This is a genomic window from Croceibacterium sp. TMG7-5b_MA50, assembly GCF_039830145.1.
Lineage (GTDB): Bacteria > Pseudomonadota > Alphaproteobacteria > Sphingomonadales > Sphingomonadaceae > Croceibacterium.
The window spans coordinates 771,253-796,677 of the sequence record NZ_CP156082.1 but is presented as its reverse complement, the minus strand read 5'-3'; the positions used below and the strand labels follow the sequence as shown (position 1 = coordinate 796,677).

The following is a 25,425-nucleotide window of genomic DNA, read 5'->3' as shown; positions in this document are numbered from 1 at the left end:
ATGGATATCATTCTGCTGGAGCGCATCGAGAAGCTGGGCGGCATCGGCGATGTCGTGTCCGTCAAGGACGGCTACGCCCGCAACTTCCTGCTGCCGCAGAAGAAGGCGCTGCGCGCCAACGACAACAACAAGAAGGTGTTCGAAGCCAACCGGGAACGGCTGGAAACCGAGAACGCCGCCCGCCGTGGCGAGGCCGAGAAGGCTGGCGAGAAGGTGGCAGGCGCCGAGATCGTGCTGATCCGTGCCTCCTCCAACTCCGGCCAGCTGTACGGTTCGGTCAACGTCCGTGACGTTGCCGCTGCTCTGGCCGAGCAGGGTCACGACGTGGATAAGCGCCAGGTCGTGCTGGGCGCGCCCATCAAGACGCTGGGCCTGTTCGACGTGACCATTGCTCTCCACCCCGAAGTGCGCGTGACGGTGAAGGTCAACGTGGCGCGGTCGGAAGACGAGGCCGAGCTGCAGAGCCAGGGCGTGGACGTCATGGCCCGCATGTACGAGGAAGAACGCGAGGAGAGCGAAGGCTTCACCGAAGCTTACGACCCGAACCGCGAGCTGGGCGAATTGCCGAGCGACGAGGACGAGGCGGAGGAAGCCGCGCAGTAATTGCGCCGCTACATCGCCAATGCATCAGGAAGGGCGCGGCACCGCAGGGTGGCCGCGCCCTTTTTGTTAGCGCCGACTACATGCCTTAAGTTTCCGGCGGGTTCCGCCCTTCCCATAGTCACCGATCTGTCATAATCGCGCGTTCGACAGGGCCGATTGACAGGGTTGAAGGACACGACATGACGCGCCGGCGTCCCTATCTGTTTGCAGTCGCGGCAACCGCGATCTGGGTTGCGGTGCCGGTGCAGGCCCAGAGCGTCTCGGACCTCCAGCGTCAAATCGACGAGCTGAAGGCGCAGGTGGAGACCTTGCAGCGGGAGTTGCGGTCAGCCGTGCAGCCCGCGCCAATGGCAGCCACCCCGCCGATGCCCGCCACTCCCCAAGTTGCCCCGCCGGCCGTCGCGGTCAGCGATCCCGCCCCGCCGGTGCTTGCCGACGATGGCACTGCCGATCGCATGGAGCCGCCCGCACGAGCGCCGTGGTACGATCGGCTGCAGCTTCGCGGCTACACGCAGCTGCGCTACAACGCCTTTCTCAGTGGTGATGCGGATGCGCCGGCAGGTATGTCGCGACTGCGCTCTGTCCACGATTCCTCGATCAACGACGACGGCGGCTTCTCGCTCCGGCGAGTGCGCCTGGTCCTGCAGGGCGATGTCACCGACAATATCGAGCTGTACCTGCAGCACGATTTCGGCACCGCCGTGAACAACCAGTCCAGCGCCGAGCCGCGCCAGGGCTTTGGCCAGTTGCGCGACGCCTATGTCGACGTGTTCCTGGATCGGGAAAAGAGCTTCCGGCTGCGGTTCGGGCAGTCAAAGGTCCCGGTCGGCTGGGAAAACCTGCAATCATCCTCGAATCGCATCCCGCTCGACCGGTCCGACGCGATCAACAGCGCTGTTCCGGGCGAGCGCGATCTGGGCGTCGTCGCCTATTACACGCCGCCGCATGTGCAGCGCATCTGGGACCGGCTGGACGATGACGGCCAAAAGCTGTTCGGCAATTACGGCGCCTTCGGTGTCGGTCTGTTCAACGGCGGCGGCACCAACCGGGCGGAGCGCAATGGCAGCGCCATGACGGTGGCGATGGCGACCTGGCCTTTCGAGCTGGACGGCCTTGGCCCGATGTTCCGCGGGCAGGTGCTGGAGCTTGGCGGATCGGCGATGCTGAACCGCATCCGGCCGGAGGTGCGCACCGGCGGCGTCAGCGAGCTGGATTACCGGGAGGACAGGATCGGCGTCCACGCGATCCTCTACCCGCAGCCCTTCGGCGTCCAGGCGGAATGGGCATGGGGACAGGGTCCGCAGTTTGACACCGCCCTGCAGCAGATCAAGGAGGCGCCGCTGAATGGCGGCTACTTGCAACTAACCTATGACCTGGGTGAAATCGGCAGCGGCCGCCTGCTGACCTTTGGCCGCTGGCAGCATTACCGGGGCGGCTGGAAGGCGGCCACCAACGCGCCGCGGCTGGAGACGGACGAGTGGGAGATCGGCGTCGAATGGCCGCTGATGGACGCGCTGGAACTGACGCTGGCCTATGCGCGCATGAAGCGGCGAGAGGCGGACGAGCGGCGGACCGGCCGCGCCGAGGGCGACCTGATCCGCACGCAGTTGCATTGGAGTTATTGAGCGGGGGCAACCGACCCGTCTTGCTCACTTTACCCATTGTACGTCGGCCCCGAGGTTCACGAAGTTATCGACGAAACCCGGATGAGCCCGGCGGATGGGATCAGCATCTAGGATGGTGCTTTCCCCTTCAATGCTGGATGCCACCATCAGCAGGGCGATGGCCACCCGGATGATGTAGGGGCTGGTGACAGTGGCGGGCGCCAGCCTGCTGCCGCCGAAAGTGATCAGCCGGTGCGGGTCGCACAGCAGGGTGTGCGCGCCGAACAGGCTGAGTTCGGTGTGCCAGGTCAGGCCGCCTTCATAGACCTTGTTCCAGAACATCATCTGCCCTTCGGCGCGGGCGCCCAGTGCGATGAAGATCGGCAGCAGGTCGGCCGGAATGTACGGCCACGGCGCGGCCTCCACCTTGGTGATGAGGTGGCTGGTGAAGTTCTCCTCCACACGCAATCGCGCCGGCGCCTCCAACCGGGACCAGCCATCCTGATGCCGGACCTCGCAGCCGAACTTGGCGAAGGTGCGGTCGATCAGTGTGAGGTGTTCCGGGTGGGCATTGCGCACCGCGATGTCGCCGCCCGTCACCGCCGCCAACGCCAGGAAGGTCGCCACTTCGTGGAAATCCTCCGTGAAGGTGTAGTCGGCGCCGGTCAGGTCGCCGATCCGCTCCACCGTGACGGAGGAGGTGCCCTTCCCCGTGATACGCGCGCCGCACAGTTCCAGAAAGGTGCACATCTCCTGCACGTGCGGCTCGCATGCAGCGTTGATGATCTGGCTGGACCCGCTGACCGTCAGCGCGGAGAGGATGAAGTTCTCCGTCGTGGTCACGCTGGCATATTCCAGCCACATGCGCGCCGGTTGGCCGTTGCTGGTGGCGCGGAAGATGATCTCCCCGCCCGTCTGGCTGACATCGGCGCCGAAGCTGCGGAACACGGCGACATGGGGGTCGATCTCGCGCGCGCCAAGCGTGCAGCCCTTCACCTCGTGCTCCAGCCGGGCTTCTCCCAGGCGGTGCAGCAGGCCGGGGATCATCATGATGCTGGCGCGCATCGCCTGCGGCAGGGTGGCGCGGGCATTGGCGGGGATCGCCGAATGGTCGATCTCCAGCACCTTGGCATCCTTGTCCCAGGCGACCTTGCTGCCCAGTTCCCCGAAGAAGGCGACGATCCGGGTCACATCGGTGATCTCCGGCACGTTGCGCAGCGTCACCGGCGCATCGGTCAGCAATGTCGCGCACAGCACAGGCAGTACCGCGTTCTTGTTGGCCGAGGGTTCGATCCGCCCCGTCAGCGGCTTCCCGCCACGCACCAGCAGCGCCGTCATTCGCAATCCTTCACAATCTAGGTGGCGGGCCTCAATAGCCCATCAGATGCAGCACTTCCTGCCGGCTCTTGGAGTCGGAGCGGAAGGTGCCCATCACCTGGCTGGTGGTCATGGCGACGCCAGGTGTCCGCACGCCGCGCGCGGTCATGCAGGCATGGCTCGCCTCGATCACCACGGCGACGCCGCGTGGTTGCAGGTGGTCCCAGATGCACTGCGCGACCTCCGCCGTCAGCCGTTCCTGCACCTGCAGGCGACGGGCATATGCGTGCAACACGCGTGCCAGCTTGGAGATGCCGACGACCTTGTCCGTCGGCAGGTAGGCGATCGCCGCCTTGCCGATGATCGGCGCCATGTGATGTTCGCAATGGCTCTGGAAGGGGATACCCTTCAGCAGGACGATCTCGTCATAGCCGCCGACCTCCCGGAAGACGCGCGACAGGTGGATCGCCGGATCCTCGTCATAGCCCTGGCAATATTCCTTCCACGCGCGTGCCACGCGTTTGGGCGTATCGAGAAGACCTTCGCGGTCGGGATCGTCGCCCGACCAGCGGATCAGCGTGCGCACCGCATCTTGCACATCGTCGGGCACCGGGATCTTGCCCTGCGGCGCCTCGTCATCCGGTCCCAGCAGGCTGCTCATGCGCGGTTACGCTTGCGGAGTCGCTTCATGGAGCGGGCCAATAGGCTGCCGCGGCGGAAAAGGCCACGCCTGCGCGGGGTGAGGACGAACATCTCGGCCGGCTCCTCCGGGTCGAGCATCTGGCGTTCCGCCAGTTCCAGTTCCAGGTCGCTCAGTTCCTGCACCTGGTACGGGCGCAGCGTATGGGTGCGCCCGGCGCCGAGTGAGGTGATGGCGGCGGACATGGATCCGTGCTGTTCCACCAGAGCACCGATCTCGTCACGGGAAAGATCCACATGTTCGCCCAGAAGGTCCAGCCGCAGGTCACGGATCGTGGCGCCGCAATCGCCGTTGCCTGGCCGCGCGCAATCGATGAACACGTCGCATTCGCTGTCCAGCCCCATGGAGCGGTTGTTCCAGTTGGCAGAACCGATACGGATGATCTCGTCATCGACGATGGTCAGCTTGGCGTGGACGTAGATCGACGTGTCGCCCGCATATGGGACGTAAAGGTGGAAGCGGTCTTTATGGTCGGCCGCCTTGACCGCACGGAACAGCAGGTCACGCGCCGGGTCCATTGCCTTCGCCTCCACCCAGCCATCGGCCGTGGCAGGCATGACCAGCACGATCTCCGGCGGATCGGGCTCCGCCACCCGTGCGCAGATCGCCTCCGCTATACGGCGGCTGGCGAAGTACTGGTTCTCCGCATAGATGAAGCGCTTGGCCCGCGCGATATGCCGAAGTATCAGTTCCTCGATCTCGGAAACGCCCTCGTCGCCATCATAAGCGGCGCGGGTTCGGGCGATGCCGATCTCCACATCGGTGAAGTGCGCCTCCAGCGGATCGGGCCAGGCGCTGCCGGTGCTGCCCTCCACCCGCTCCAGCTCGCCACCACCCGCCCGGCGCCAGCGATCACGGCCAAGCTCCTGCAGGGTGCCGGCGATCGGCCCTTCCATGATCATGGTGATGTCGTGCCATGGACCGTGCAACGCGCCCCACGGCCGGCGCCGGCGCTTGTCCCGTTCCTTGTGTTCGGGGGTGTCCCAGCGACGATCGGTCATGTCGATGCCGCCGCACACCGCGACGGTATCGTCCAACACGACAATCTTCTGGTGATGGCTGCAGCCAAGCGGGTGAGCGTTGTCGAACTTGAAGTCGATCCGCCGGTGCGGGAACCAGCGGGCGAGGTCGAACAGCATGGTCCCGCGGAACCCCAGCTTCAGCATGCCGAAGCCCCATTTGAGGATCTTCAGCTCGAGGTTCGGATTGTGACGCACCAACCAGACGAAAAAGCTGCCCAGCCGGCTGGGATACTGGCGCTTGATCCCCTTCTGATACCAGCGGCGGCCGCGGAGCAGATGGATGCGGGTGTCGAAATCCCATCCGATCAGCAGCACGCGGCGGCGTGCCTTGAGCATGGCGCGCTGCATCAGGTCAAAATAATCCGCAGCGTCGATCACGACGCGCACGCGGCTGGCGCGGGCAAAGCGCCATACCCCCGGCTCCACCGGAGCATCGTCGAACGGATCTGCCACCAGGTCTCTGCTTTCGTTCACGAGCGGCGTGATTCCGCCAGGATGCGCCGCTGCATGGGCCGTAGCGCCGCGAGCATGAGCAAAGCCGCCAGCGTAGCTGCGCCATCGGCCAGCCAGTCCAGCCAGCTGCCCTGCCGGTTGAGCATTGGAAGCGCCCATTGCGCGACTTCGATTATCAGGCCGAGCAGGACCATGTACACCAGCAGCACCGGCAAACGCGCGCTTGGCCAGCCGAGACCGGCCAGCAGGGTCAGCGTGAAGAAGGCAATCATATGCTGCCACTTGTCACCTAAACCAGCCGTCGGCACCGGCGTAGCCAGCGGCCACAGGGCCATGGTGACGGCGAACAGGGTGGCGGCCCAGAACAGCAGGCGGAACAGGCGCGTCATTGGGTTATCGTAGCGGACCAGGCAGCGGCATGAAAGGCGCATGTTGCGTTGCGGCAACTTCTGCCTGGGCGTGGAGGCAGGTAAACAAATGGAAACCCGCCGCGCGTGCGGCGTTCACTATCTGAACGAACCGCACTAGTGCGGTGCGGACGGGATCGTTTGGGAGACACTCTTTTGATCGAGGTTCAACGTCGCACCGTGCTGGCCGGATGGCGGGCGTGGCCGTGGCTGTCTTCCCGTCCGTTGCGAACACCCAGCAGGAGACCAATCCGATGAGCACTTTCACCCTGCCCCCCCTCCCCTACGCTTATGACGCGCTGGAGCCGGCCATCGACAAGGAGACGATGACCTTCCACCACGATAAGCACCACCAGGCCTATGTCACCGCGCTGAACGGCGCGGTCGATGCGGACTCCGCCTTGCAAGGCAAGTCGCTGGAAGAGCTGGTCGCAGTCGCCGGCACGCTGGCGCCGGTCGTGCGCAACAATGGCGGCGGCCATTGGAACCACAGCTTCTTCTGGGACATCATGGGCCCGGATGGCGGCGAGCCGAGCGCGGAGCTGTCGGCTGCGATCACGGAAGCTTTCGGCTCGCTGGACGAGATGAAGGCGAAGTTCAAGGATGCGGGCACCAAGCAGTTCGGTTCGGGCTGGGTGTGGCTGATTGTCGGCGCCGACGGCAAGCTGGCGATCACCTCCACGCCGAACCAGGACAACCCGCTGATGGACGTGGCCGCGACCAAGGGCACGCCGATCCTGGGCAATGACGTGTGGGAACACGCCTATTACCTCACCTACCAGAACCGCCGGGCGGACTACCTGGAAGGCTGGTGGCAGGTGGTGAACTGGAACAAGGTGAACGAGCACTTCGCCGCGGCAACCGCCTGATTTGACGATGCCGGCGGTCCCATGTGGCCGCCGGCAGATCAGCCCCGATAAACACGTGGCGATCTTTGTTTAAGCACCAGCATGGCAAGCAGGACCGGCGCAACGCCAAGGAGCGAAGCCGCGTCAAAGCCGATCGACGGCCCGAGCTGCGCCACAGCAAGATACTGGCAGAATTTGCCAAACACCACGCCGCGACGATGATTGCCGCGACGCGCAGCCATCGCAATAGAGGCGCGGCGCAGATCAGCGGAAGTTGTCGGCGTAAGCCTGGATCTTCAGCCGCTTGGGGGGGACCGGGTGCACGATCGCCGCGATGCCGTACTTGTCAGCATAGGCTTGCGCATCTTCCTGTGACGCGAAGCGCAAGGTTACCTGCTGCTGCGTGTCGCCACTACCCGCCCAGCCCATCAGCGGATCGGGCCGCTTGGCTTCTGCCGGAACGAAGTCCAACACCCATTGATCGGTTTGCGCCTTGCCGCTTTGCATCGCGCTCTTGGGTCGTTTGTAGATACGGGCCTGCATGACCACAGCCTTTCCCCTGAAAAACGATCCGGATCAAGACCGTTCGAATGCGTTTCGCGTCTTCAAACTGGGTGCTTCGGCCCAAGGTTCCGCCGGCCAGCGATGCCGGGGGTAGCGGCCTTTCATGTCGCGCACCACATCGGCCCAGCTGCCGCGCCAGAAGCCGGGCAGGTCGCGGGTAGCCTGGATAGGTCGGCCGGCGGGGCTGGTGAGCTTCAGCAGCAACGGGGCGGTGCCGATCAGCGGATGTCGGTCCAGCCCGAAGCAGGCCTGTACCCGCACCTCCACCGAAGGCGCATCGTCCCCGCCGTAGTCGATCGCATGCCGCGTTCCGGCTGGGCTGAGCCACTCGCGAGGAGCCACACGATCAAGTCGCTGGCGACCGTCCCATGGTAGACTGTCGAGCAACGCCTCTGCCAACCGGCCGGGCGAGATGTCGAGGTCGCGACGTCCGGCAAGCAGAGGAGCCAGCCAGATTGAGGCCGATCCGCGCAAGGCCTCCAACCTCAACGACTCGACGCCGGCATAGAAGGCGCGCGCCAGCAGCCCCTTCGGGAGGATATCCGCAAGCTTATCCACAGCCTTGTCCAGCAGCAATGCCTGGATCGCGTCAGTATCGGGCTGCGGGTCGGGGCCGGTGGCCAGTGTGATCGCCCCGATGCGCCGCTGCAGGCGCGCCTCAACCCGGGCGCCGGTCCAGTTCAACACCTGACGACGATCGATCCGGTCGGATAGCCATTGTTCCACCTCAGCGGCCTCCAGCGGCAAGGCGGCCGTGATCCGGGCGTTCTTGGCGGAGCCGGTCGCATCGCCGATCGCCAGCCATTCGCTGCGGGCAAGCGGCGAAGCTGGGTCCAGCGTATAGCCGCGCCCTCCGCCCGAGAGCCAGTGCTCGCCCGACGGATCACGGCGGCGGGCGAGATTGTCGGGTTGCGCGAGCGCCAGCAGGATCCCGGCGGGCGGGCTGCCGTTGCCGGTCGCAGGTTGCAGCTTGCTTGCCATTGCGGCCCAGCGTTCCGCCAGCTTGCGGCTCGCCTCCGCCTTGCCCCCACGCTCTCCAGCGAAGCGGGACAGGCGCTGCGCCAGATCCTCCCCCCGACCGCCGAGATCGCGCTCCTGCAACAGCAGGGCCAGACGGGCCGCTTCTTCCGCCCGGTTATGCTTCGCGCCGTGCAGCAGCATCGCCGCCTGCCATGGCGCCATCGGCAATTGAGCCAGCCGCTGTCCGAAGGCGGTGAGCTGCCCCGCCGGCTCCAGCGCCTCCATGGCCAGCAGCCGCGCCTGTGCCGCCTGCAGCGAAGCGGCGGGCGGTGGGTTCAGCCACGGCAGGCTGGCGGGATCGCCCGTTCCCCATCGTGCCAGCGCCAATGTAAGCGGCGCAAGATCGGCCACCAGCATCTCCGGCGGGTCAAATGGCGCACGCCCGGCATGGCCCGCCTGTTCCCAAAGGCGATAGGCGACACCCGGCCCCTGCCGCGCCGCGCGACCCGCCCGCTGCGCCGCGGCCGCCTGACTGGCGCGTGTGGTGACGAGATGCGTCACACCGGCGGCCCGGTCGAACTCCGCCCGGCGCGCAAGGCCGCTATCGACAACGACGCTGACACCATCCAGCGTCAGGGATGTTTCCGCGATCGCCGTGGCGAGCACGATCCGGCGGCGACCATCGGCATCGCGGCGCAATGCGGCATTCTGGGCCGCGGGTTCGAGTTGGCCGTGAAGCGGCAGCACCGGGGTATCAGGCAGCCGCTCCGCCAGCCGTTCGCGCACCCGCTCGATCTCGCCGATGCCGGGCAGGAAAGCGAGAATGTCACCTGCCTCGTCACGCCACGCGGCAAGGATCGCGCCCGTCATCGCCTCCTCGACCCGCAGCTCGGCACGGCTGCCCAGCCACTCGACCCGCAAGGGATGTGCGCGGCCTTCGCTCTCGATCACGGGGGCGCCGTCCCCCAGCAGACGAGCGAAGCGCGCGCCATCGATGGTGGCGCTCATCACCAGCAGGCGCAGGTCGGGGCGCAGCACGGCCTGACTTTCCAGCGCGAGTGCGAGGCCAAGATCGCTGTCGAGATGCCGCTCATGCGCCTCGTCGAACAGGACCGCGCTGATGCCGTCGAGCTCCTGATCGGAAAGCAGGCGATTGACGAAGATCGCCTCCGTCACGACCAGGATGCGGGTGGCGGCGGATTGGCGGCTGTCGAGCCGCGTCAGGTAGCCGACCCGCTGGCCGACCGGCTCCCCCAATTGCTGCGCGATGTGTTCGGCAGCGGCGCGGGCGGCGACCCGCCGGGGGCTGAGCAGGATCACCTGCCCGCCGCACCATAGCTGATCGAGGAGCGCGGGTGCGACGGCGGTCGTCTTGCCGGCACCGGGAGGAGCGATCAAAACGGCGGCCGGATGTTGCGCCAGCGCCGCCAGCACCTGTGGCATGACAGCCTGGATCGGCAGGTCGATCATCGCCCGGCCAGCAGGCGCTCGACATCCCGAAGATCGGCAGCCTTGTCCACGTCCACTGCGGCGAGGCCGTCGGTAGCAGGCACCAGGGCAACCCGGCAGCCGATCCGCCGCCCGAGACGATCCAGTGCCCCGGCCAGCGTCAGGCGCCCCGCCAGGTAGCGCAGGAGCAAGCCTGGACCTAGCCGTGCCACGATCCGCCACGGGCGCTTGCGATCTGCCTCTACCCGCGTCCATTCCATCACGGCTGCGCGTGCTGCAGAACCGCGCAGCAGAAAGAGGTTGCAGCCGGACCAGTGTCCATCAGCAAAGCGCAGATAAGTCCGGCGGCTGCCGGGCAGCGCGCGTTCGATGGCCCGCCGTTCGGCCAGCATGATCGCAACATCGCCGTCCGCAGGGGTGTCGTCCAGCAATTGCCGCACCCATGCGGGCCGGAGCAGCGCGTGATCGGCCGTGGTGACGAGCAGGGGAGTGCCGACCGCATCCAGCGCGGCAAGGACGCTACCGCTCGGCCCCGTGGCCGGGGCGATGACCTCCGCCCCTAGCTCCCGCGCGATGTCGGCCACGGGACCGGGGTCGCAGCTGACGAGGATCCGCTCCATCCCGGCGGCCTGCAGCGCGCCGACCACCCGCACCAGCATCGGCGTGCCGCCAACCGGGATCAACGCCTTGTGCGTGACGCCCAGCTCCGCCGCGAACGGATCGCCGCCGGGGCGCGATCCGGCCAGCACCAGCGCCGTCACGCTCATGCCGTGGCGCTCGCCCGGCGGAGCGTCAGCCAGACCAGCAGGCTGAGGAGCAGGTAGGCGCAGGCGAAGCCGATCGCGACGGCCCAGCCGATGCCCACCGCACCAAGCCCGGCGAGCTGCAGCACCGCCGCCACGAGCGCCAGACCCGCCAGCGCGCGCGCGACCAGCGGGTAGAAGGCGTGGCCCAACGAATGGAGGATCGGTTCGTAGGTCGCGCCCGCCAGATCGAAGGCAGCGCCGGCGACCAGCGGAATCAGCACCGCGCCGCCCCGGGCGAAATCATCCCCGCCGAGCAACGCGAGCAGATCCGATCCGAAGGCGAGTGCGAGCATGGTCACGACCAGACCGGCACCCGCTGCCATGGCGGTCACCTGCAACACCAGCCGCCGGAACCCGGTCATGCCGTCGGCAAAGCGGGCGCGTGCAAATTCAGGGTAGACCGCGCGGCTAAGTAATTGCGATGCCTTGCCGAAGCCCTGCGCCAACTGGTCCGCCAACCGATAGATGCCGGCCGCACTGGTGCCGAGAAAATGGCCAACCGCGAGCAGCGGCCCCTGCCGGAACAACGCATCCAGCATCGACCCGGCATAGGTCATGCCGAAGAAGTTCAGCACGCCCGGATGATCGCGCACGACCTGCCCGAAATTGCCGAAATGCTGGCGCCGGATAGCGTGTGGCGCGAGGTACCAGGCGGCCGCCCAGTAGGCGATCGCGGATGCCAGCTCCAGCGCGGCCCAGGCGAACAGGAAGCGTTCCACGCTAGCGCCGATACCAAGGATGACAAACGCCGCTACCAGCCGGCCGACGGGGTTCAGCGCCTCCACATAAGTGGCGACGTCGAAGCGGTCGAGCACGCGCACGATGCCCGTCGCCGTAGTGAGGCGAGACACCAGCAGCACGCAATTGAACGTGAACGCCATGTCGACAAAATCGGGGTTGAGTTCCAGCGCGTCGGCAAAGCTGTAATAGATGACCGCTGCCAGCGCGATGCCGACCGCCACGCCCACTGCGTCGATCAGTCCACACAGCCACACCAGCCGGCCGAACCGGGCCCAGTCCGCGCGATGCACCGCCTCCGCCCCGAAGCGGACCAGCGTCTTCCATGTCTGGAAGCCCACGATCGCCACCAAAGCCTGGCCGGTGCCGAAGATCAGCGAGAAGTGGCCGAAGCCACGCACGCCCAGCGATTGCGACAGCACCGCCAGGTAGGCGAGACTGCACACCGCGCCGAAGCCTTTGCCGCCCGCGATCCAGCCCAGATTTCCGAGGATGTTGGACAGCCCCGAGCGCTGCGGCGGGGCGGCGGGGGTCTGCATCACCTGCCATTGGCGCAGCTTGCCGCAAGATACAAGTTGGCGAGCGCAATGCTCGTGCGCTAGCGCCCCGGCCAATGACGCGCGTCTGCTTCCTGTTCAACCACGACCAGCTGCATCAGGTGGCGCACAGCCTGCCGATCGCCCTCGCTCTGGCCGAAACAGGCGCGGCCGATGTGACGCTGGCGGTGGCGAGCGACGCCCTGGCAGCGCATGTGCGGCGGCTGGCAGGTGGCCGGCTGGCGCGTTGCCATTTGGAGGAACTATCGCTCGCCGGCCCGCTGACACGCAGGCTGGCGCATACGCTGGATGGCCTGCTGCCGGCGCGCAAAATCCTACTGTACCGCGACAATCTCGATTTCTTCCGCGGCTTCGATGCACTGATCGTATCGGAGAAGACCAGCCTGCTGCTGCGCACTCGTTACGGGCTGGATAACCTTCGTATCATCCATACGCGACATGGTGCCGGCGATCGGGCGATCGGGTTCGGTCGCGAAAGCGCCCTGTTCGACCTGGTGCTGGTCTCCGGCCCCAAGATCGCTCGGCGGCTTGTGGCGGAAGCGGGCGTCAACCCTGCACGCATTGCGGTGGTCGGCTATGCCAAGTTCGACCTTTATGCCGATGCATCGCCGATAAGGCTCCTCTTCCCCGATGCGGAGCGGCCAACGGTCCTGTATGCTCCGCACCCCTCGCCCCGGCTGTCGAGCTGGTACCGGATGGGACAATCCGTGCTGGATGCCTTTGCCGCAAGCGACCGGTTCAATCTGATATTCGCCCCGCATGTCATGCTTTTTCGGCGGAACTGGACCGTCACGATAAGCCCGCCGGCCATCCGCCGCATGCATCGGCCTGACACCCACGGCGCGGCAAACATCATGGTCGATCTCGGCAGCCCGGCCAGTAGCGACATGAGCTACACCAACCGAGCCGACCTATATATCGGGGACGTCAGCAGCCAGATCTACGAATACCTGATCCGCCCGCGTCCGTGTCTGGCGCTGGATGCGCATGGTGTGGCCTGGCGCGATGATCCCGACTATGCCCATTGGCATGCCGGGCCGGTAATCGGGCCCGGCAGCGACATTCTGACGGCGTCGGAGCAGGCGATGGTACGGCACATGGACTATCTGCCCACACAGCGGGCGCTGCTGGCAGACACGTTCAGCCTGACCCAACGCTCTTCCGCCCTGCGATCGGCTCAGGCGATCATCGACTTTCTGGCGGGCAGCACTTCCGATGCATGACCTTGCCGGCCGGCGCATCTGGGTCATGGCCAAGGGCTACGCTGCGGAGGAAGGCGGCATGCAGACCTATGCAGAGGAGGTCGCGCACGCCTATGCCGCAGCCGGGGCCCAGGTGACGGTGTTCACGCAGACTAAGTGCGGCCCCCGTCATGGCCCGCATGGTCCGGTGTTGCTGGCGGATGTGGGGGCAAAGCCCGCCGCGCTGCTGCCATGGCGGCTACGTCAGGCAATGCGGCGCCAAATGCGGCAGGGGAACGTGCCCGATTTGGTGCATGGGACGACATGGCGAACCTCCATGCTGCCGATGCTGATGGGCCTGCCCTACGTCACGACCTTCCATGGGCGCGAGTTCATGTATGGCGGACGCATGCGGCTGGCGCTGATGCAACGGATCGCCAGCCATGCCGAGGCGATCTGCACGGTCAGTCACTTTTCCGCCGGCAAGCTGCGCGCCAGGCTGGGCGAGCACTGCCCGCCGATCACCGTGGCGTGGAATGGCCTCAGCGCCGATGTCCCGCGCCCCGCGGATGCGCGGCGCGATACCGGGCCGCTGATCTTCTCGCTTTGCCGGCTGGAGCCGCGCAAGAACATCGCCGCCTGCGTACGCGCATTGGCGACGATGCGGGACGAGGGGTTGCCCTTCCGCTACGTCATCGGGGGGCGTGGGCCTGCATTGGACGAAGTGCGCGCGCTGGTGGCGGAGCTAGATCTGGACGACCGGGTCGAAGTCAGGGGCTACATGCCGACGGCGGAGACCCAACGGCTTTATGCCGAAGCCGACATCTTCCTCCACCCACAGGTCATGACCGATTGTGGCAAGGACTTCGAAGGGTTTGGCATCACGATCGCGGATGCGATGGCGGCAGGCTGTGCCGTGGTGATCGGGCGTGAAGGCGGCGCGATTGAACTGGTGGAGGAGGAGGTCACCGGATCGGCGGTATGCGGCCGCGACCAGGATGCCCTGAACCAGGCTGTCCGGCGGCTCGTCACCGACCCGCTGCATCGTCGGAAGATGGGGCAGGCGGCGGAGGCGCACGCCCGGGCAACCTTCTGCTGGCACCGGCATGTCGCCACCATCCTAGGCGCCGCCGCTCCGCGCATCAGCGGCTGAAATCCGTCACCTGCCATCCACGCGCCACGGCGCGCCGCGCCTTGCCGGCGTTGCGCGTCACGAAGATTGGCTCGTCAGCATGGTCGAGCAGCGGCGCATCTGCAAAGCTGTCGCTGTAGAACCGGATGGTCTCGGGCGCCTCGCCCTGCTCCGCCAGCCAGCGCTCCACACGCGCCAACTTTTCCGGACCGTAGCAATTGGGCGACGCCTGAGTGCCCGCCTGCCAGTCGCTGCCGAGCAGGTGCGGCACCTGCAATGCGGCGGCGAAATGACGGGCGTAGAAGGCGTAGGCGGCCGTGGCGATGACGACGATCCGCCCCTCCTGCCGATCACGTTCCAGCGCCGCGCGTGCGCCGGGCTGCAGGTCGCCCAGTCGATTGGCGACGAACCGGGCAGTCACGTTTTCGAGCCGCTTCGGCCGAGGACAGCCGATGAGCAGGCGCATGCCTGCCGCCTTCAGGCGCGTGCGATCAATCAGGCCGGCCTTGTGCGCTACCATCAGCATCACCCACACGGGCGCGAGGACCAGTCGCCACGGTGCCAGGCGTCGGGCGGCGAATAGCAGGAACGGCGTGTATGTGGATCGTCGCAGCAAGGTGCCGTCGAGGTCATAGATGGTCAGCTTCATCGCGCAGGCGCCCTGCCCGCTAACCATCTACGGGGCAAGCGGGGGGCTGCACCATTGATCAGGGTGCCGCCACCTGCCAGAAAAGGTCGGCTGCACGGGGCGGCGCCTGATGCAAGGGGATTTATTCGTGACCGACACTTCGCCCGTCGTGGCCGCTTTGATCATTGGCCGCGGCGGCAGTTCTCTGAAGAATAAGAACATCTTGCCGGTACACGGCATACCACTGCTGCAATGGACGGCGGCAGCGGCCCGGCGCAGCAAGTATGTCACCCGGTTCTACACCAGCAGCGATGACGATGCGATCCTGGAGACGGCGGCGGTAGCCGGCTATACGCCCATTCGCCGCCCGCCCGAACTCGCCTCCGCAACGGCGCAGAGTACGGATGCCGTGCTGCACGCGCTCGACTTCATGGAGGCGGAGGCGCCGGTCGACATCGTGATCGTGCAGCACGCCAATGTCGGCACGATCAGCGAGGAGATCATCGATGATTGCATCGAGATGCTAATCGCGGATCCGAGCCTGACGGCAGTGGTGCCCAGCCACGAACAGTCCGAGTATCACCCGATGCGCGCCAAGGGAGTCGATGCGGATGGCATCATGCGCCCCTTCGTACCGCTGGACGGGACCGTGTCCGCCAATCGGCAGGATCTGCCGGTCGCGTACTTCTTCGATCATTCGATCTGGGCTATCCGCGCCGCGACCGCGCGCGACCCCAACGGACAGCCGCCGTGGCCATGCATGGGCCAGCGCATCAAACCTTACGTCACGGAAGGGTGCCTGGACGTGCATTCCATGGAGGATCTGGCCACGACAGAGGCATGGATCGACGCGCACGGTATCCCACGCCCTGACTTCACGCTGATCTAGTACTTGGCCGATGCGGGGCTCACCAGCCCCGCATCGGCATTCCGGTACCCGGTCAGGCCGCGTCGGCGCGGAAGTACTTGTGATGCTCGCTATCGTTGACCCGCTTCTGGTCGGTGCCGACGATCATCTCCGCCTCACGCACATGATCGACGAACTCGCGGAAGGCGCCTGTCTCCAGGTCGACCGCAACCGCATCGAAATGCGCCCACTCGGTATTGCCGAGCTTCACGTGCTTCTCGATCATACGCGCGCCCGCCGCCACTGCCAGTTGGCTCGCCAGCCAGCCGAAATCGTGCGACGAATAACCGGGCACGATGCGCGGATCGCGTAGCGACAGGTCGTGATAGTGCCGCACCACCCCCACGTCGCAATCGTGCAGCGGCGTCGGATAGGCGCTGTTGCACTGGAGCAGGTAGAAAGTCGACATGCCCGCGAAGTTTTCCAGCACCCAGCGTTCGTAACGCTCGTCCGTCATGCCGGTGGAGAGGATCAGCCCTTTGGAATAGTTGCGGCCGACGAATTCCAGGTAGTCCTTGTGCTCCGAGATCGTCGACGGCAGCTTGATGATACCGGGGTCGAACTGCAGCATGAACTCGAAGGAGGGCTGATCCAGCACGGAGGCGAACCAGCCGATCTCAAGCTCCCGGCACAGATCGTCCAAGAAGCCGAAATCATCCACCGTCAGTTCCAGCGCGTGGCGATAATCTCGGAAAGTCGGGCCGAAAGGCGAGCGATACGGGCTGGCGAGCTGTTCTGCGGTATAGAAGCTTTCCACATCGCGCTTTTGCACCTTCACGTAATCGGCGCCCGCTGCCTTGGCGGAACGGACCATCCGTTCCAGCCGGCTGCGATCGCCGAAGTGGTTGGTGGTGAGTTCGGCCACGATGTCCACATGCGCGCCCTCGCGCTTGCGGCTGCTTTCTGCCTTGGCGACGCGCCGGCTCAGGCGCTCATTCAGCTGCTGCGGCGTCAGGGCGCTGAACGGACGGTGACCGACATGCTCGATCTCGATCTCGCTGCCGCGCGCAAAATACAGCGCGTTCAGCAGGAAGAATTCCTGGATGGAAATCTTGGCGCTCTTCTCCGCCTCGCTCGCGTCGGAGAAATCGTGGGTGATCGCGCTGGAATAGCCGGTGTCTGTCGAAAAATCGAACCCGACCATGTAGACCCGCTGAGTACGACCGCGCTGCCGCGCCATCAGCCTGGCGAGCTTCAGAGCGGTGAGGAACATCACGTCCTCAACCACCAGCTCGTCCGACAGGAAGCGCTGCATGATGAGGTCGCTGCTCTCCTGCGTCTGCGGGACGTAGGGGACGCGCACCTGCGGCGCGGTCGCCGGAACCAAATTGCTCGACGATACATAGAGGCGCGAACGCCAGCCGCTAGCCTTCAGCGCCTCCGCCACCCAGTCGGCGTGAAACACGGTGATGTCAGCCGGCGTGATCGCCTCCGCATCGTTGATCGCGATCACCGTGCCGCGATCGAACACATCGCGTTCGACCTGGTCGGCGGACGCGCCCTTACCCAGGATGAAGATCGTATCGGTGCCGTATGTCGACGCGATGTCGCCGAGCCGGGTCGAGATATCCGCCATCAAAAGCTTCTCCATTGATCTCGATGTCGCAGCCGTGTTCGGCCGCCAGCATGATTCCGGGCAGCAGGTCCCAGACATAGGCGCCACGCGGGTTCAGGAACCTTGTATAAGCGCCGCGCACCACATTGTAGAGGTTGTACACCGCGCAGCCGATGATCCGATACTCCCCGCCACCTTCCAGCGCGGCGCGGACCGTTTCATCGATGGTGGAGGACAGACCGGTGATCCGGCTCTGCAGCTTGGGGATGCTATCGCCCGTGACCAACCGCTCGTGCAATTCGGGCATCAGCAGCATGGAGCCGAGATGCGTGCCGCGATCCCACACGCTGACGCCGGTGCCCCACTCCTTCAGGCCCGCAGCGAAGTTCTCCGTCCCATCGATCGGATCGACGATCACGAAGAAGGCATCGTCCAGCCGCTGTTCAGGAAGAATGCGTTCTTCGGACAACAGCACGGCATCCGGCAGGTCGCGCGCCATGGCATCAACCACCAGGGACTCGACATAAAGGTCACCCGCCGTCACCAGCGATCCGTCCGGCTTCTCCACGATCTCGCTGCGGCCGGCCAGGATGGTCGGCAGGGCAGCTTCGATCGCATCGCCGAGCTGGTGAAGCCATTGCGTAATCACGTGCCGTCTGCCGCCTGATTGAATGTTCATCCCGCAACGCCACTACATCGCTGCGCTGCACTGCACAACGACGCTAACAAACCCCGCAGAATTGTTAGGCGACAGGTTCGTAAGCGTTCGGCGCGGCTGCAGACCAGAAAGGCTGCCCTGCCATGAGGAGGCCTGCCAGCCTGTCGCCCGTCTGCGTGTAGTGCGTACCATCGATGGTATTCGCAGTCGCCAGTCGCTGCAGATCGGTGGGATCGCGCAGCGCTGCATCGAGGTCGATCACTCGCGCGAAGTTGGCCCGTATCCAGCCGTTCAGCTGATCGCGCACCACTCGCTCTGCAGAATCGGCATAGTGGGTCGGGGTGGCGGTACACACGACCGGCCGCATCCCGTCCCGCTCCGCCATGCCCGCCATCTGATTTATGGCATCTTGAATCACCGGCAGCGCCACGCCGCGATGCACGTCATTGACGCCGCCCTGGATGATCGCCCAGCCGGCATTCGGCGCCAGCGGGCTCATGTCGGTATTCCAGCGTGCCGCCATTTGGCTGACGCCGTTGCCGCTGATCGCGCGATTGAAGACCGGCAGCCTCAGACTTGCGGACAGCCATCTGGAAGGGCTCTGCGCCGCTTGGTCATCACGCGGGTTGCCGTCCATGTTCTGGGTCGAGTCACCCATCACTGCGATAGCGACGCGGTCTTGCGGCACTTCCTCGATCTGCAACCCACCCGCGAACAGAGTGACCGGCCCGCTGACAGCGCCGCCCCGGCATAGCAATATCGGCATGCCCTGTCCGGACTGCGCACCGGCACCAATGGTCGGTTCGGACACGGGCGCTACACTGGTCGGGCCAATCGCCACCACCCGCGTCCAGATGCGCGTGACCGCTTGTCCCAGAAGCTTGGGTTCATGCCCACGCCCGGCCGGCACGACCGAACGCATCCAAACAAAGGTATCTCCCACGCTGGCGAGCCTGGCGTAGAAGCTGATCAAATACGTCCGGCCGGCAATAAACGGAGAGGGCTGCGGCGCGTACCGGATGATGGACTGGGCGTCGGTCAAGGTGATCTGCCGCAACCGAATGGTCCTGCCATCCACGGTCACATCCTGCACCGCGCTTGTGCTTATCGCAGCCCCACCCTCCATCTTGAAGGCGCCATCGCCCCAGCTCTCAGTAGCGATTGCCAAATTGTATCGGGGGGCCGGCAGCGGCGCGGAGGTTGACGACGGTACAGGAGATGGCACCGGCGCGGGCCCAGCTACCGGTGGCGCCGAAGAACCGTTGCCACCGTCGCCGCCGCAACCGGTAAGCAGCAAATACGCCCCGCCTTGCATCAGGGCGGCCCGCCGGCTCCACGCGCCAGTGCTGGCGCCGGTCATCTGGTCCATGTTCAGGTCGTGGCCGGGATCGGGCGAGGTCCACGAAGCGCGCGCGCTGCAACCTGCATCAGCACAATGGTAAACACCAACGTTCCCCCATAACCGACCAGACCGACAAGCTCGGGCCACGGCGTACGCACCGCGATACCCCGGATCGGGATCTGCAATGGGCCGTGCAAGCAATATAGTGGATAGGAGATTTCGCCAAGCCAGAGCGACATATTGGCCTTGCGCGGTTCCATCATCGCACCGACGAGTACCAGTGCGGGGAAGACCAGCATGACGACCAAAAGATCGGGACCCCAGTAGCAGGGCAGCATCAGCACCGGCAGAGCAAGACCCAGCCAACCTGGATGGGTGCGCCAGCGGCCAAGATCGTACCGGACAAACGCACGGTGGAGCAGCATGCCCATCGCAAAGCCGAATTGAACCCGTGCAAGGCCGATCCATGCATCGGCCCAGTGGGCCCCGCCATCCAGCGTCCCGGTGACCTGCCATGCCCACACCAGCCCGGCCGCGCCAGCCGCCGCGACAATCGCCAGCAGGATCGCTGGCAAGCGCCACAGAATGAGCACGAAGGCAACGTTGATCACCCATTCGGCGAACAACGACCAATATGCGGAGTTCAGGTGATAAAGGTATTCTGGCCCATCGCCAGGTGTTGGGAGACCAAGCAGACCCAATGGCAGCGCCAGCAAAGCGCTCCCCGGATCTTGCCACGCACGCGCGCCGAGACCCAACATCAGACCGAACAGATAGAAGGGATAAAGCCGCCGCGCGCGGCTGATCATGAAGTTGCGCATGCCCATGCCGCGTTCAAATCGAGGCACATAAACGGCGGCGAGCACGAACCCGCTCAGCATGAAGAACAGGTCGACTGCTAGGTAGCCGCCAGCAACCTCGACAGGGAAGATGCCTTCATAATGGAACGCTATAACGATCAACGCCGCGACGCCGCGCATCCCGTCAAGGGTGGCGAATCTACCAGGAGGCACGATGGCGGATGACACTCCGACACAATGCTGCACTGCACAATCGAATGCAACACGGACCGGAACCATTGTCAGCCACACACAAAGCGCCGAGGGCGTCAATTTTCGCTAGTGACTCGCAATGACCCAGAGTTTTCTTGCCCTCCAACCCGTAGTGACTAGATAGGCCGCATCTGCGAGATCAAGCCTTATCCGGCATCAGGGACGCGTCAGACACATGGCAACCTTCACCCTTCCCAAGAACAGCAAGATCTCCGCGAAGGGGAAGGCGCACACCGCCCAAGGCGCCAATCGCGTGCAGAAATTCCGCATCTACCGTTGGGATCCCGACAGTGGGCAGAACCCACGTTATGATACCTTCGAGATTGATCTCGACCAGTGCGGCCCGATGGTGTTGGACGCGCTGATCAAGATCAAGAACGAGATCGATCCGACCCTAACCTTTCGTCGCTCCTGCCGCGAGGGTATCTGCGGGTCATGCTCGATGAACATGAATGGCAAGAATGGCCTCGCCTGCACCACATCCATGGAGGATCTGAAGGGCGAGATCCGCATCACCCCGCTGCCGCACATGAGTGTCATCAAGGATCTGGTGCCGGATTTCAGCCACTTCTACGCCCAGTATGCCTCAATCCGGCCTTGGTTGCAGACCGTTACCACGACGCCGAGCGGCAAGGAACGGCTGCAGACGCCGGAGCAACGCGAGAAGCTGGACGGCCTTTACGAGTGCATCCTGTGCGCTTGCTGCTCCACTGCATGTCCCAGTTACTGGTGGAACAGCGACAAGTTCCTGGGCCCGGCGATCCTGCTGCAGGCCTATCGCTGGCTTGCCGACAGCCGTGATGAGATGGCCGGGGAGCGCTTGGATCAGCTGGAGGATCCGTTCCGGCTGTACCGCTGCCACACCATCATGAACTGCGCGAATGTCTGCCCGAAGGGATTGAACCCGGCCAAGGCGATTGCCGAGACCAAGAAGATGCTGGTGGAACGCGCGGCCTGAGGCTGCGCGCATACCCTTGTCCAGTATGATTGAGGAGTATCGCGCGCTCGTCCTTCGTGGCGAGTTGCGCGCGGACGCGGAACAGGCCGCCGCGGCAGAGCGTCTCGACCTGTTACAGCGGGAGTTGCGCGACGACGACAGCGAAGGGGGCTGGTTACGCCGTCTGCTAGGCGGACGCCGACAGCGTCCGCGGGGCGTGTACATGTGGGGCGGTGTTGGCCGCGGCAAGTCCATGCTGATGGACCTGTTCCACAATACCCTGCCCATCTCAGAAAAGCGCCGGGTCCATTTCCACGCCTTCATGCAGGAGGTTCATGGCCGCCTGCGCGATGCGCGCCGCAGCGAAAGTGGCGACCCAATCCCGCCTGTCGCTGCCGCTATCGCCAATGGTATCCGCGTGCTCGCCTTCGACGAGATGGTGGTCAACAACTCGGCCGATGCAATGATCATGAGCCGGCTGTTCCGCGCTCTGATCGTGGACGAAGGCGTGACAATTGTCACAACCAGCAACCGCGTGCCTGCCGCTCTCTACAAGGATGGGCTGAACCGAGAGCATTTCCTGCCCTTTATTGCTTTGATCGAGCAGGAACTGGATGTGCTGGGATTGAACGGGCCAACCGATTACCGGCTGGACCGCGTCGGTGATCTCGACCGTTGGCTCTGGCCATTGGGAGACGAGACCACGGCCCGCCTGCGAGAGGCATTCTTCCGGCTGACCGACTACCCGCCGGAGGATGCCGCGCATGTGCCATCATGCGAGCTTGACGTCGGCGGCGGCCGGAAGCTGCACGTCCCCAAAACCTTGAAGGGGGTGGGCGTGTTCTCCTTCAAGCGCTTGTGTGTGGAGCCGCGTGGCGCGGCCGATTACCTCGCCATAGCGCGCGAGTTCCACACCGTGTTCATCGCTGGCATCCCGCAACTGGGACCGGAGACGCGCAATGAGGCAGCCCGCTTCGTCACGCTGATCGACGCCTTGTACGAACACAAGGTGAAGCTGTTCGCCGCGGCCGCCGTGCCACCAGCCGAGTTGTACTGTCAGCCCGCCACGCAGGACGGCGGCAGCTTCGAATTTGAACGCACGGTCAGCCGGTTGGAAGAGATGCAGAGCGACAGCTACATGGCGCTGGGGCACGGTACCGAGGATTAGACCGGAGCTACGGCTCCAACAGGGCCGTGAACTCGACATCAGTCAAAGGGCGGGCACCCAGGAAACCTTGCCAGATCGCGCAGCCTTCTGCCGTTATAGCCGCGCGTTGCGCCTCCGTCTCAATCCCTTCCGCCACCACAGTCAGGTCCAGTGCCCGCGCCATGGCGGTGATGCCACGCAGCACGGCCAGGTCGCGTGGATCGTCGAGAATGCCATCCACCATGCTTCGATCGAGCTTGAGGTAATGAACCGGCAAGAGCTTGAGATAACGGAAATTGCAGAAACCCGCGCCGAAATCGTCAAGAGCGATGCATGCACCGGCCGCTGCCAGCGTAGCCAGTTGCGTTGCCGACCAGTCGAGATCGGCAACCAGCGACTGTTCGGTGATTTCAACCGTCATACGATCCTGCGAGAAGCCGCTGAGCTGTACCGTTTCGGCAAGGCTCGCAGCGAAATCCGACGCCGACAGCTCATCCGCTGTGACGTTGAGCGACAGTCGCAGATCCTGCGGCCAGGATGCGGCGCTGCGTAGCGCCATTGCCGCCAGATGGCGCGACAGCGGCGCGATATGGTCGGCCCGTTCCGCAATGGCGAAAAGGTCGGTCGCACTCAGACGCCCAAGCTCCGGATGGCGCCAGCGGGCCAGCGCCTCGGCCCCGACTAATCGCCCCGTGACCGAGGCGTATTGAGGCTGAAACAGAACCTCGATCTCGTCGCGGTCCAGCGCATGCAGCAGGTCGGCTTCCAGCTGGCGGGCCAACGGCTCGGCCAAAGCGGTCACTCCGTCCGCCCACAATAACCGACGCGCGGGCTGCTCCGGCGCGCGGTCCAAGGTGTTTGCGAGCTGGCCCAGGATCATGTCGGGCGAGGCATCCGGCAGACTTCGGAGCAGGGCGATACGGGGCCACAGCCGCACCGTCCCGCCACCCGCATCCATGATTGGCTCGGCAACAGTGAGTGCCGCTTCCTCCGCCAGGCCCTGCCATTGTTCGCGCGACAGCGGGCGCTGTGTCGCCACCAGGAAGCTGCCACCGCCGACGCGCGCCAGCACGTGTTCTCCCGGGGAGCACTGCTCGCAGAAGGCCCTGAGGCGATCGGCTATGGTCGTCAGGGTGCGGTCGCCGGCAGCCAGGCCGTAAGCAAGATTGATGGACGAAAAGCTGCGAAACCGCAGCAGCATGGCGTGGATCGGCGGTGCGCCCTCGCGCATTGCGGCCGCGTTCTGCCACGCGGCCAGTCGCCTGCGCGCGGCATCCAGACCGGCCAGGCCGGTAAGACTGTCCGTATCCACGCGAATAGCCACCCTGCCGATCGTTTCGCCACGCTACCGCAAGCCGGCGCACGAGGGGACATAGCGTGGTGCGTTGCAAAACGACACCGCGCCGGTAGGGTTGTGCCCATGGGAGACAATCCGCCAGTTGAGGCGACGCCCGACCGGCGCCTGGCACTGTTCGTATCTACGGCTCCGCGTGCGCAAGAGGTGGCCGCGGTGCTCCGAGGAACAGTCGAGTGGGCGACCCTGGAAGAGGCCGACATAGTGGTCGTGATCGGTGGCGACGGCACCATGCTGGATGCCCTGCACCACATGATCGACACCGGCCGCGTACGCCCGGTATATGGGGTAAACGCCGGAACGGTAGGCTTCCTAATGAATCGCTACCATCGGGCGATGAACATCATCGATCGCCTAGCGCATGCCCGACCCATCGCGGTGTCGCCGCTCGCCGTCGAAGCTGTCACGCGCTCCGGCAGGACGCACCGGATGTTCGCCATCAACGAACTCTCTCTGCTGCGCGAGACGCGGCAGACGGCCAAGATCGAGATCAGCGTCAATGATCGGGTGCGCCTGCCCGAACTGGCGGGCGATGGCGTATTGCTGGCGACGCCTGTCGGCTCCACGGCCTACAACTACTCCGCCAGCGGCCCGATCCTGCCGCTTGATTCGCAGATGCTGGCGCTCACTCCGATCAGCCCGTTCCGTCCACGAAGGTGGAAAGGCGCAATCCTGCCTGATCGCAGCCGGGTGACGTTCCGCGTGCTGGAACCCGACAAGCGCCCCGTCTCCGCCGTGGCGGATCAACGAGAGGTGCGAAACATCGCCGAGGTTCGCCTCGCCATTGCCCGCGAGCAAGAAATGACGTTGCTGTTCGACCCGCATCATGCGCTGGACGAGCGGATCGTCGCCGAACAATTCGCGCATTAAGCCCTCATAGCGAAAGTGGCCCTTGCCAAAGGGTTCAGGCCTTCATATAGGCGCACCCCTGCCCGGCGACGGGCTGCTCCCCGATAGCTCAGCGGTAGAGCATTCGACTGTTAATCGAATGGCCGTAGGTTCGAATCCTACTCGGGGAGCCAACATCCTTCCGGCGGCACCAGCCGGGGCCACCCTCGCCCTTTTGGTGCAACGCTCCTAGTCGTTGCGAGCGGAAGCGAAATCCAGCGCATCGGCGTCACCGATCTTTTCCCGCCCGGTGAACAGCGCGTCCAGCCGGCGGCAAATGTCGCGGCGGAACTCGGTACGTGGAATTGAGCGTGGACAGGTCAGCGCCACTTCGTCCGCAATGGCATCTTTGATGCGGCTCATCGCGTTGTCGTCCAGTGCGCCCGTCGCCTTCAGCTCCTTGCACAACTCGACGAAGCCGGCTGCGGTTGCCTGCGCCCGGAGGCCCACATTCACCAGCTCATGATGCACGTCACGCTGGTCGAACTTGCTGCCCATGCCTGCTCTCCTTTATCGTTTGTGCAGCGAAGCTTACCACACCCCCGCACCCGAGGTTAAGCCCTCCGCAGAACACATGGCAAAACGCCCGCCGCACAGAATGCGACGGGCGTCATGA

Annotated in this window: 25 protein-coding genes and 1 tRNA gene; 10 read left to right on the top strand and 16 right to left on the bottom strand. The window is 65.1% G+C overall.

Annotation, left to right across the window (positions count from 1 at the left end):
- Both rplI and V5740_RS03945 read left to right on the top strand, forming a co-directional pair.
- Nucleotides 1–603, top strand: coding sequence for a 50S ribosomal protein L9 (gene rplI / locus V5740_RS03950; RefSeq protein WP_347303784.1), 603 nt, complete (start codon nucleotides 1–3; stop codon nucleotides 601–603).
- A gap of 179 nt (nucleotides 604–782) precedes the next feature.
- On the top strand, nucleotides 783–2,228 hold the full coding sequence (locus V5740_RS03945) for a porin (RefSeq protein ID WP_347303783.1): 1,446 nt from the start codon (nucleotides 783–785) through the stop codon (nucleotides 2,226–2,228).
- A gap of 24 nt (nucleotides 2,229–2,252) precedes the next feature.
- On the opposite strand, the gene V5740_RS03940 is transcribed toward V5740_RS03945, so the two are convergent.
- The 4 genes from V5740_RS03940 to V5740_RS03925 are packed head-to-tail and all read right to left on the bottom strand — an operon-like array spanning nucleotide 2,253 to nucleotide 6,088.
- Nucleotides 2,253–3,545, bottom strand: a complete 1,293-nt coding sequence (locus V5740_RS03940) for a UDP-N-acetylglucosamine 1-carboxyvinyltransferase (RefSeq protein ID WP_347303782.1) — start codon at nucleotides 3,543–3,545, stop codon at nucleotides 2,253–2,255.
- Between the two features lie 31 nt (nucleotides 3,546–3,576).
- A complete protein-coding gene (folE, locus tag V5740_RS03935) occupies nucleotides 3,577–4,185 on the bottom strand; it encodes a GTP cyclohydrolase I FolE (RefSeq protein WP_347303781.1) in 609 nt (202 codons plus the stop codon).
- Nucleotides 4,182–5,699 (bottom strand): phospholipase D-like domain-containing protein, encoded by a 1,518-nt coding sequence (locus V5740_RS03930; protein WP_347303780.1) that lies wholly within the window; start codon nucleotides 5,697–5,699, stop codon nucleotides 4,182–4,184. The genes folE and V5740_RS03930 overlap by 4 nt, the downstream gene beginning before the upstream one ends.
- A gap of 17 nt (nucleotides 5,700–5,716) precedes the next feature.
- Nucleotides 5,717–6,088 (bottom strand): hypothetical protein, encoded by a 372-nt coding sequence (locus V5740_RS03925; protein ID WP_347303779.1) that lies wholly within the window; start codon nucleotides 6,086–6,088, stop codon nucleotides 5,717–5,719.
- A gap of 272 nt (nucleotides 6,089–6,360) precedes the next feature.
- Between V5740_RS03925 and V5740_RS03920 the strand changes: the two genes are divergently transcribed.
- Entirely contained in the window at nucleotides 6,361–6,975 is a 615-nt protein-coding gene (locus V5740_RS03920) for a superoxide dismutase (RefSeq protein ID WP_347303778.1), read from the top strand.
- Between the two features lie 38 nt (nucleotides 6,976–7,013).
- On the opposite strand, the gene V5740_RS03915 is transcribed toward V5740_RS03920, so the two are convergent.
- The 5 genes from V5740_RS03915 to V5740_RS03895 are packed head-to-tail and all read right to left on the bottom strand — an operon-like array spanning nucleotide 7,014 to nucleotide 12,010.
- Nucleotides 7,014–7,196, bottom strand: coding sequence for a hypothetical protein (locus V5740_RS03915; RefSeq protein WP_347303777.1), 183 nt, complete (start codon nucleotides 7,194–7,196; stop codon nucleotides 7,014–7,016).
- Between the two features lie 22 nt (nucleotides 7,197–7,218).
- Nucleotides 7,219–7,497 (bottom strand): ETC complex I subunit, encoded by a 279-nt coding sequence (locus V5740_RS03910; RefSeq protein ID WP_347303776.1) that lies wholly within the window; start codon nucleotides 7,495–7,497, stop codon nucleotides 7,219–7,221.
- Between the two features lie 33 nt (nucleotides 7,498–7,530).
- Nucleotides 7,531–9,948 carry an ATP-dependent helicase HrpB gene (hrpB, locus tag V5740_RS03905; protein WP_347303775.1) on the bottom strand — a complete coding sequence of 806 codons (2,418 nt, stop codon included), beginning with the start codon at nucleotides 9,946–9,948 and terminating at the stop codon, nucleotides 7,531–7,533.
- Nucleotides 9,945–10,694: a nucleotidyltransferase family protein gene (locus V5740_RS03900; protein ID WP_347303774.1), complete on the bottom strand. Its 750-nt coding sequence runs from the start codon at nucleotides 10,692–10,694 to the stop codon at nucleotides 9,945–9,947. Before V5740_RS03900 ends, hrpB begins: the two co-directional genes overlap by 4 nt.
- Nucleotides 10,691–12,010 carry a lipopolysaccharide biosynthesis protein gene (locus V5740_RS03895; RefSeq protein ID WP_347303773.1) on the bottom strand — a complete coding sequence of 440 codons (1,320 nt, stop codon included), beginning with the start codon at nucleotides 12,008–12,010 and terminating at the stop codon, nucleotides 10,691–10,693. Before V5740_RS03895 ends, V5740_RS03900 begins: the two co-directional genes overlap by 4 nt.
- Before the next feature lie 74 nt (nucleotides 12,011–12,084).
- Between V5740_RS03895 and V5740_RS03890 the strand changes: the two genes are divergently transcribed.
- Together V5740_RS03890 and V5740_RS03885 are read left to right on the top strand one after the other, a co-directional pair.
- Nucleotides 12,085–13,251, top strand: a complete 1,167-nt coding sequence (locus V5740_RS03890; RefSeq protein ID WP_347303772.1) for a hypothetical protein — start codon at nucleotides 12,085–12,087, stop codon at nucleotides 13,249–13,251.
- Entirely contained in the window at nucleotides 13,244–14,362 is a 1,119-nt protein-coding gene (locus tag V5740_RS03885) for a glycosyltransferase family 4 protein (protein WP_347303771.1), read from the top strand. Before V5740_RS03890 ends, V5740_RS03885 begins: the two co-directional genes overlap by 8 nt.
- Here V5740_RS03885 and V5740_RS03880 read toward each other — a convergent pair.
- Nucleotides 14,352–14,990, bottom strand: coding sequence for a haloacid dehalogenase-like hydrolase (locus tag V5740_RS03880; protein ID WP_347303770.1), 639 nt, complete (start codon nucleotides 14,988–14,990; stop codon nucleotides 14,352–14,354). The genes V5740_RS03885 and V5740_RS03880 overlap by 11 nt on opposite strands.
- Nucleotides 14,991–15,117: 127 nt before the next feature.
- On the opposite strand from V5740_RS03880, the gene V5740_RS03875 reads away from it, so the two are divergent.
- A complete protein-coding gene (locus V5740_RS03875; protein ID WP_347303769.1) occupies nucleotides 15,118–15,858 on the top strand; it encodes a hypothetical protein in 741 nt (246 codons plus the stop codon).
- A gap of 52 nt (nucleotides 15,859–15,910) precedes the next feature.
- Here the strand turns inward: V5740_RS03875 and V5740_RS03870 are convergent, their stop codons facing one another.
- The 4 genes from V5740_RS03870 to V5740_RS03855 form a co-directional block, all read right to left on the bottom strand.
- Nucleotides 15,911–17,452, bottom strand: coding sequence for an N-acetylneuraminate synthase family protein (locus V5740_RS03870; protein WP_347303768.1), 1,542 nt, complete (start codon nucleotides 17,450–17,452; stop codon nucleotides 15,911–15,913).
- On the bottom strand, nucleotides 17,379–18,080 hold the full coding sequence (locus V5740_RS03865; RefSeq protein ID WP_347303767.1) for an inositol monophosphatase family protein: 702 nt from the start codon (nucleotides 18,078–18,080) through the stop codon (nucleotides 17,379–17,381). Before V5740_RS03865 ends, V5740_RS03870 begins: the two co-directional genes overlap by 74 nt.
- A 94-nt stretch (nucleotides 18,081–18,174) precedes the next feature.
- The gene (locus V5740_RS03860) at nucleotides 18,175–19,458 is read right to left on the bottom strand and encodes a GDSL-type esterase/lipase family protein (protein WP_347303766.1); all 1,284 of its coding nucleotides are present in this window, start codon (nucleotides 19,456–19,458) and stop codon (nucleotides 18,175–18,177) included.
- 2 nt (nucleotides 19,459–19,460) lie between these two features.
- Nucleotides 19,461–20,459: an acyltransferase gene (locus V5740_RS03855; RefSeq protein WP_347303765.1), complete on the bottom strand. Its 999-nt coding sequence runs from the start codon at nucleotides 20,457–20,459 to the stop codon at nucleotides 19,461–19,463.
- Between the two features lie 199 nt (nucleotides 20,460–20,658).
- Here V5740_RS03855 and V5740_RS03850 point away from each other — a divergent pair, with 199 nt between their 5' ends.
- A complete protein-coding gene (locus V5740_RS03850; protein ID WP_347303764.1) occupies nucleotides 20,659–21,441 on the top strand; it encodes a succinate dehydrogenase iron-sulfur subunit in 783 nt (260 codons plus the stop codon).
- 16 nt (nucleotides 21,442–21,457) lie between these two features.
- Complete coding sequence (gene zapE / locus V5740_RS03845; RefSeq protein WP_347303763.1) at nucleotides 21,458–22,588, top strand: cell division protein ZapE; 1,131 nt, start codon at nucleotides 21,458–21,460, stop codon at nucleotides 22,586–22,588.
- Nucleotides 22,589–22,595: 7 nt separating this feature from the next.
- Here zapE and V5740_RS03840 read toward each other — a convergent pair whose 3' ends face one another.
- Nucleotides 22,596–23,879 carry a GGDEF domain-containing phosphodiesterase gene (locus V5740_RS03840; protein WP_347304435.1) on the bottom strand — a complete coding sequence of 428 codons (1,284 nt, stop codon included), beginning with the start codon at nucleotides 23,877–23,879 and terminating at the stop codon, nucleotides 22,596–22,598.
- A 108-nt stretch (nucleotides 23,880–23,987) separates the two neighbouring features.
- Between V5740_RS03840 and V5740_RS03835 the strand changes: the two genes are divergently transcribed.
- Nucleotides 23,988–24,791, top strand: coding sequence for an NAD kinase (locus tag V5740_RS03835; RefSeq protein ID WP_347303762.1), 804 nt, complete (start codon nucleotides 23,988–23,990; stop codon nucleotides 24,789–24,791).
- Nucleotides 24,792–24,868: 77 nt separating this feature from the next.
- Nucleotides 24,869–24,943: transfer RNA gene (locus tag V5740_RS03830), tRNA-Asn, on the top strand.
- A 55-nt stretch (nucleotides 24,944–24,998) separates the two neighbouring features.
- Here V5740_RS03830 and V5740_RS03825 read toward each other — a convergent pair.
- The gene (locus tag V5740_RS03825; RefSeq protein ID WP_347303761.1) at nucleotides 24,999–25,307 is read right to left on the bottom strand and encodes a hypothetical protein; all 309 of its coding nucleotides are present in this window, start codon (nucleotides 25,305–25,307) and stop codon (nucleotides 24,999–25,001) included.
- Nucleotides 25,308–25,425 lie beyond the last annotated feature (118 nt).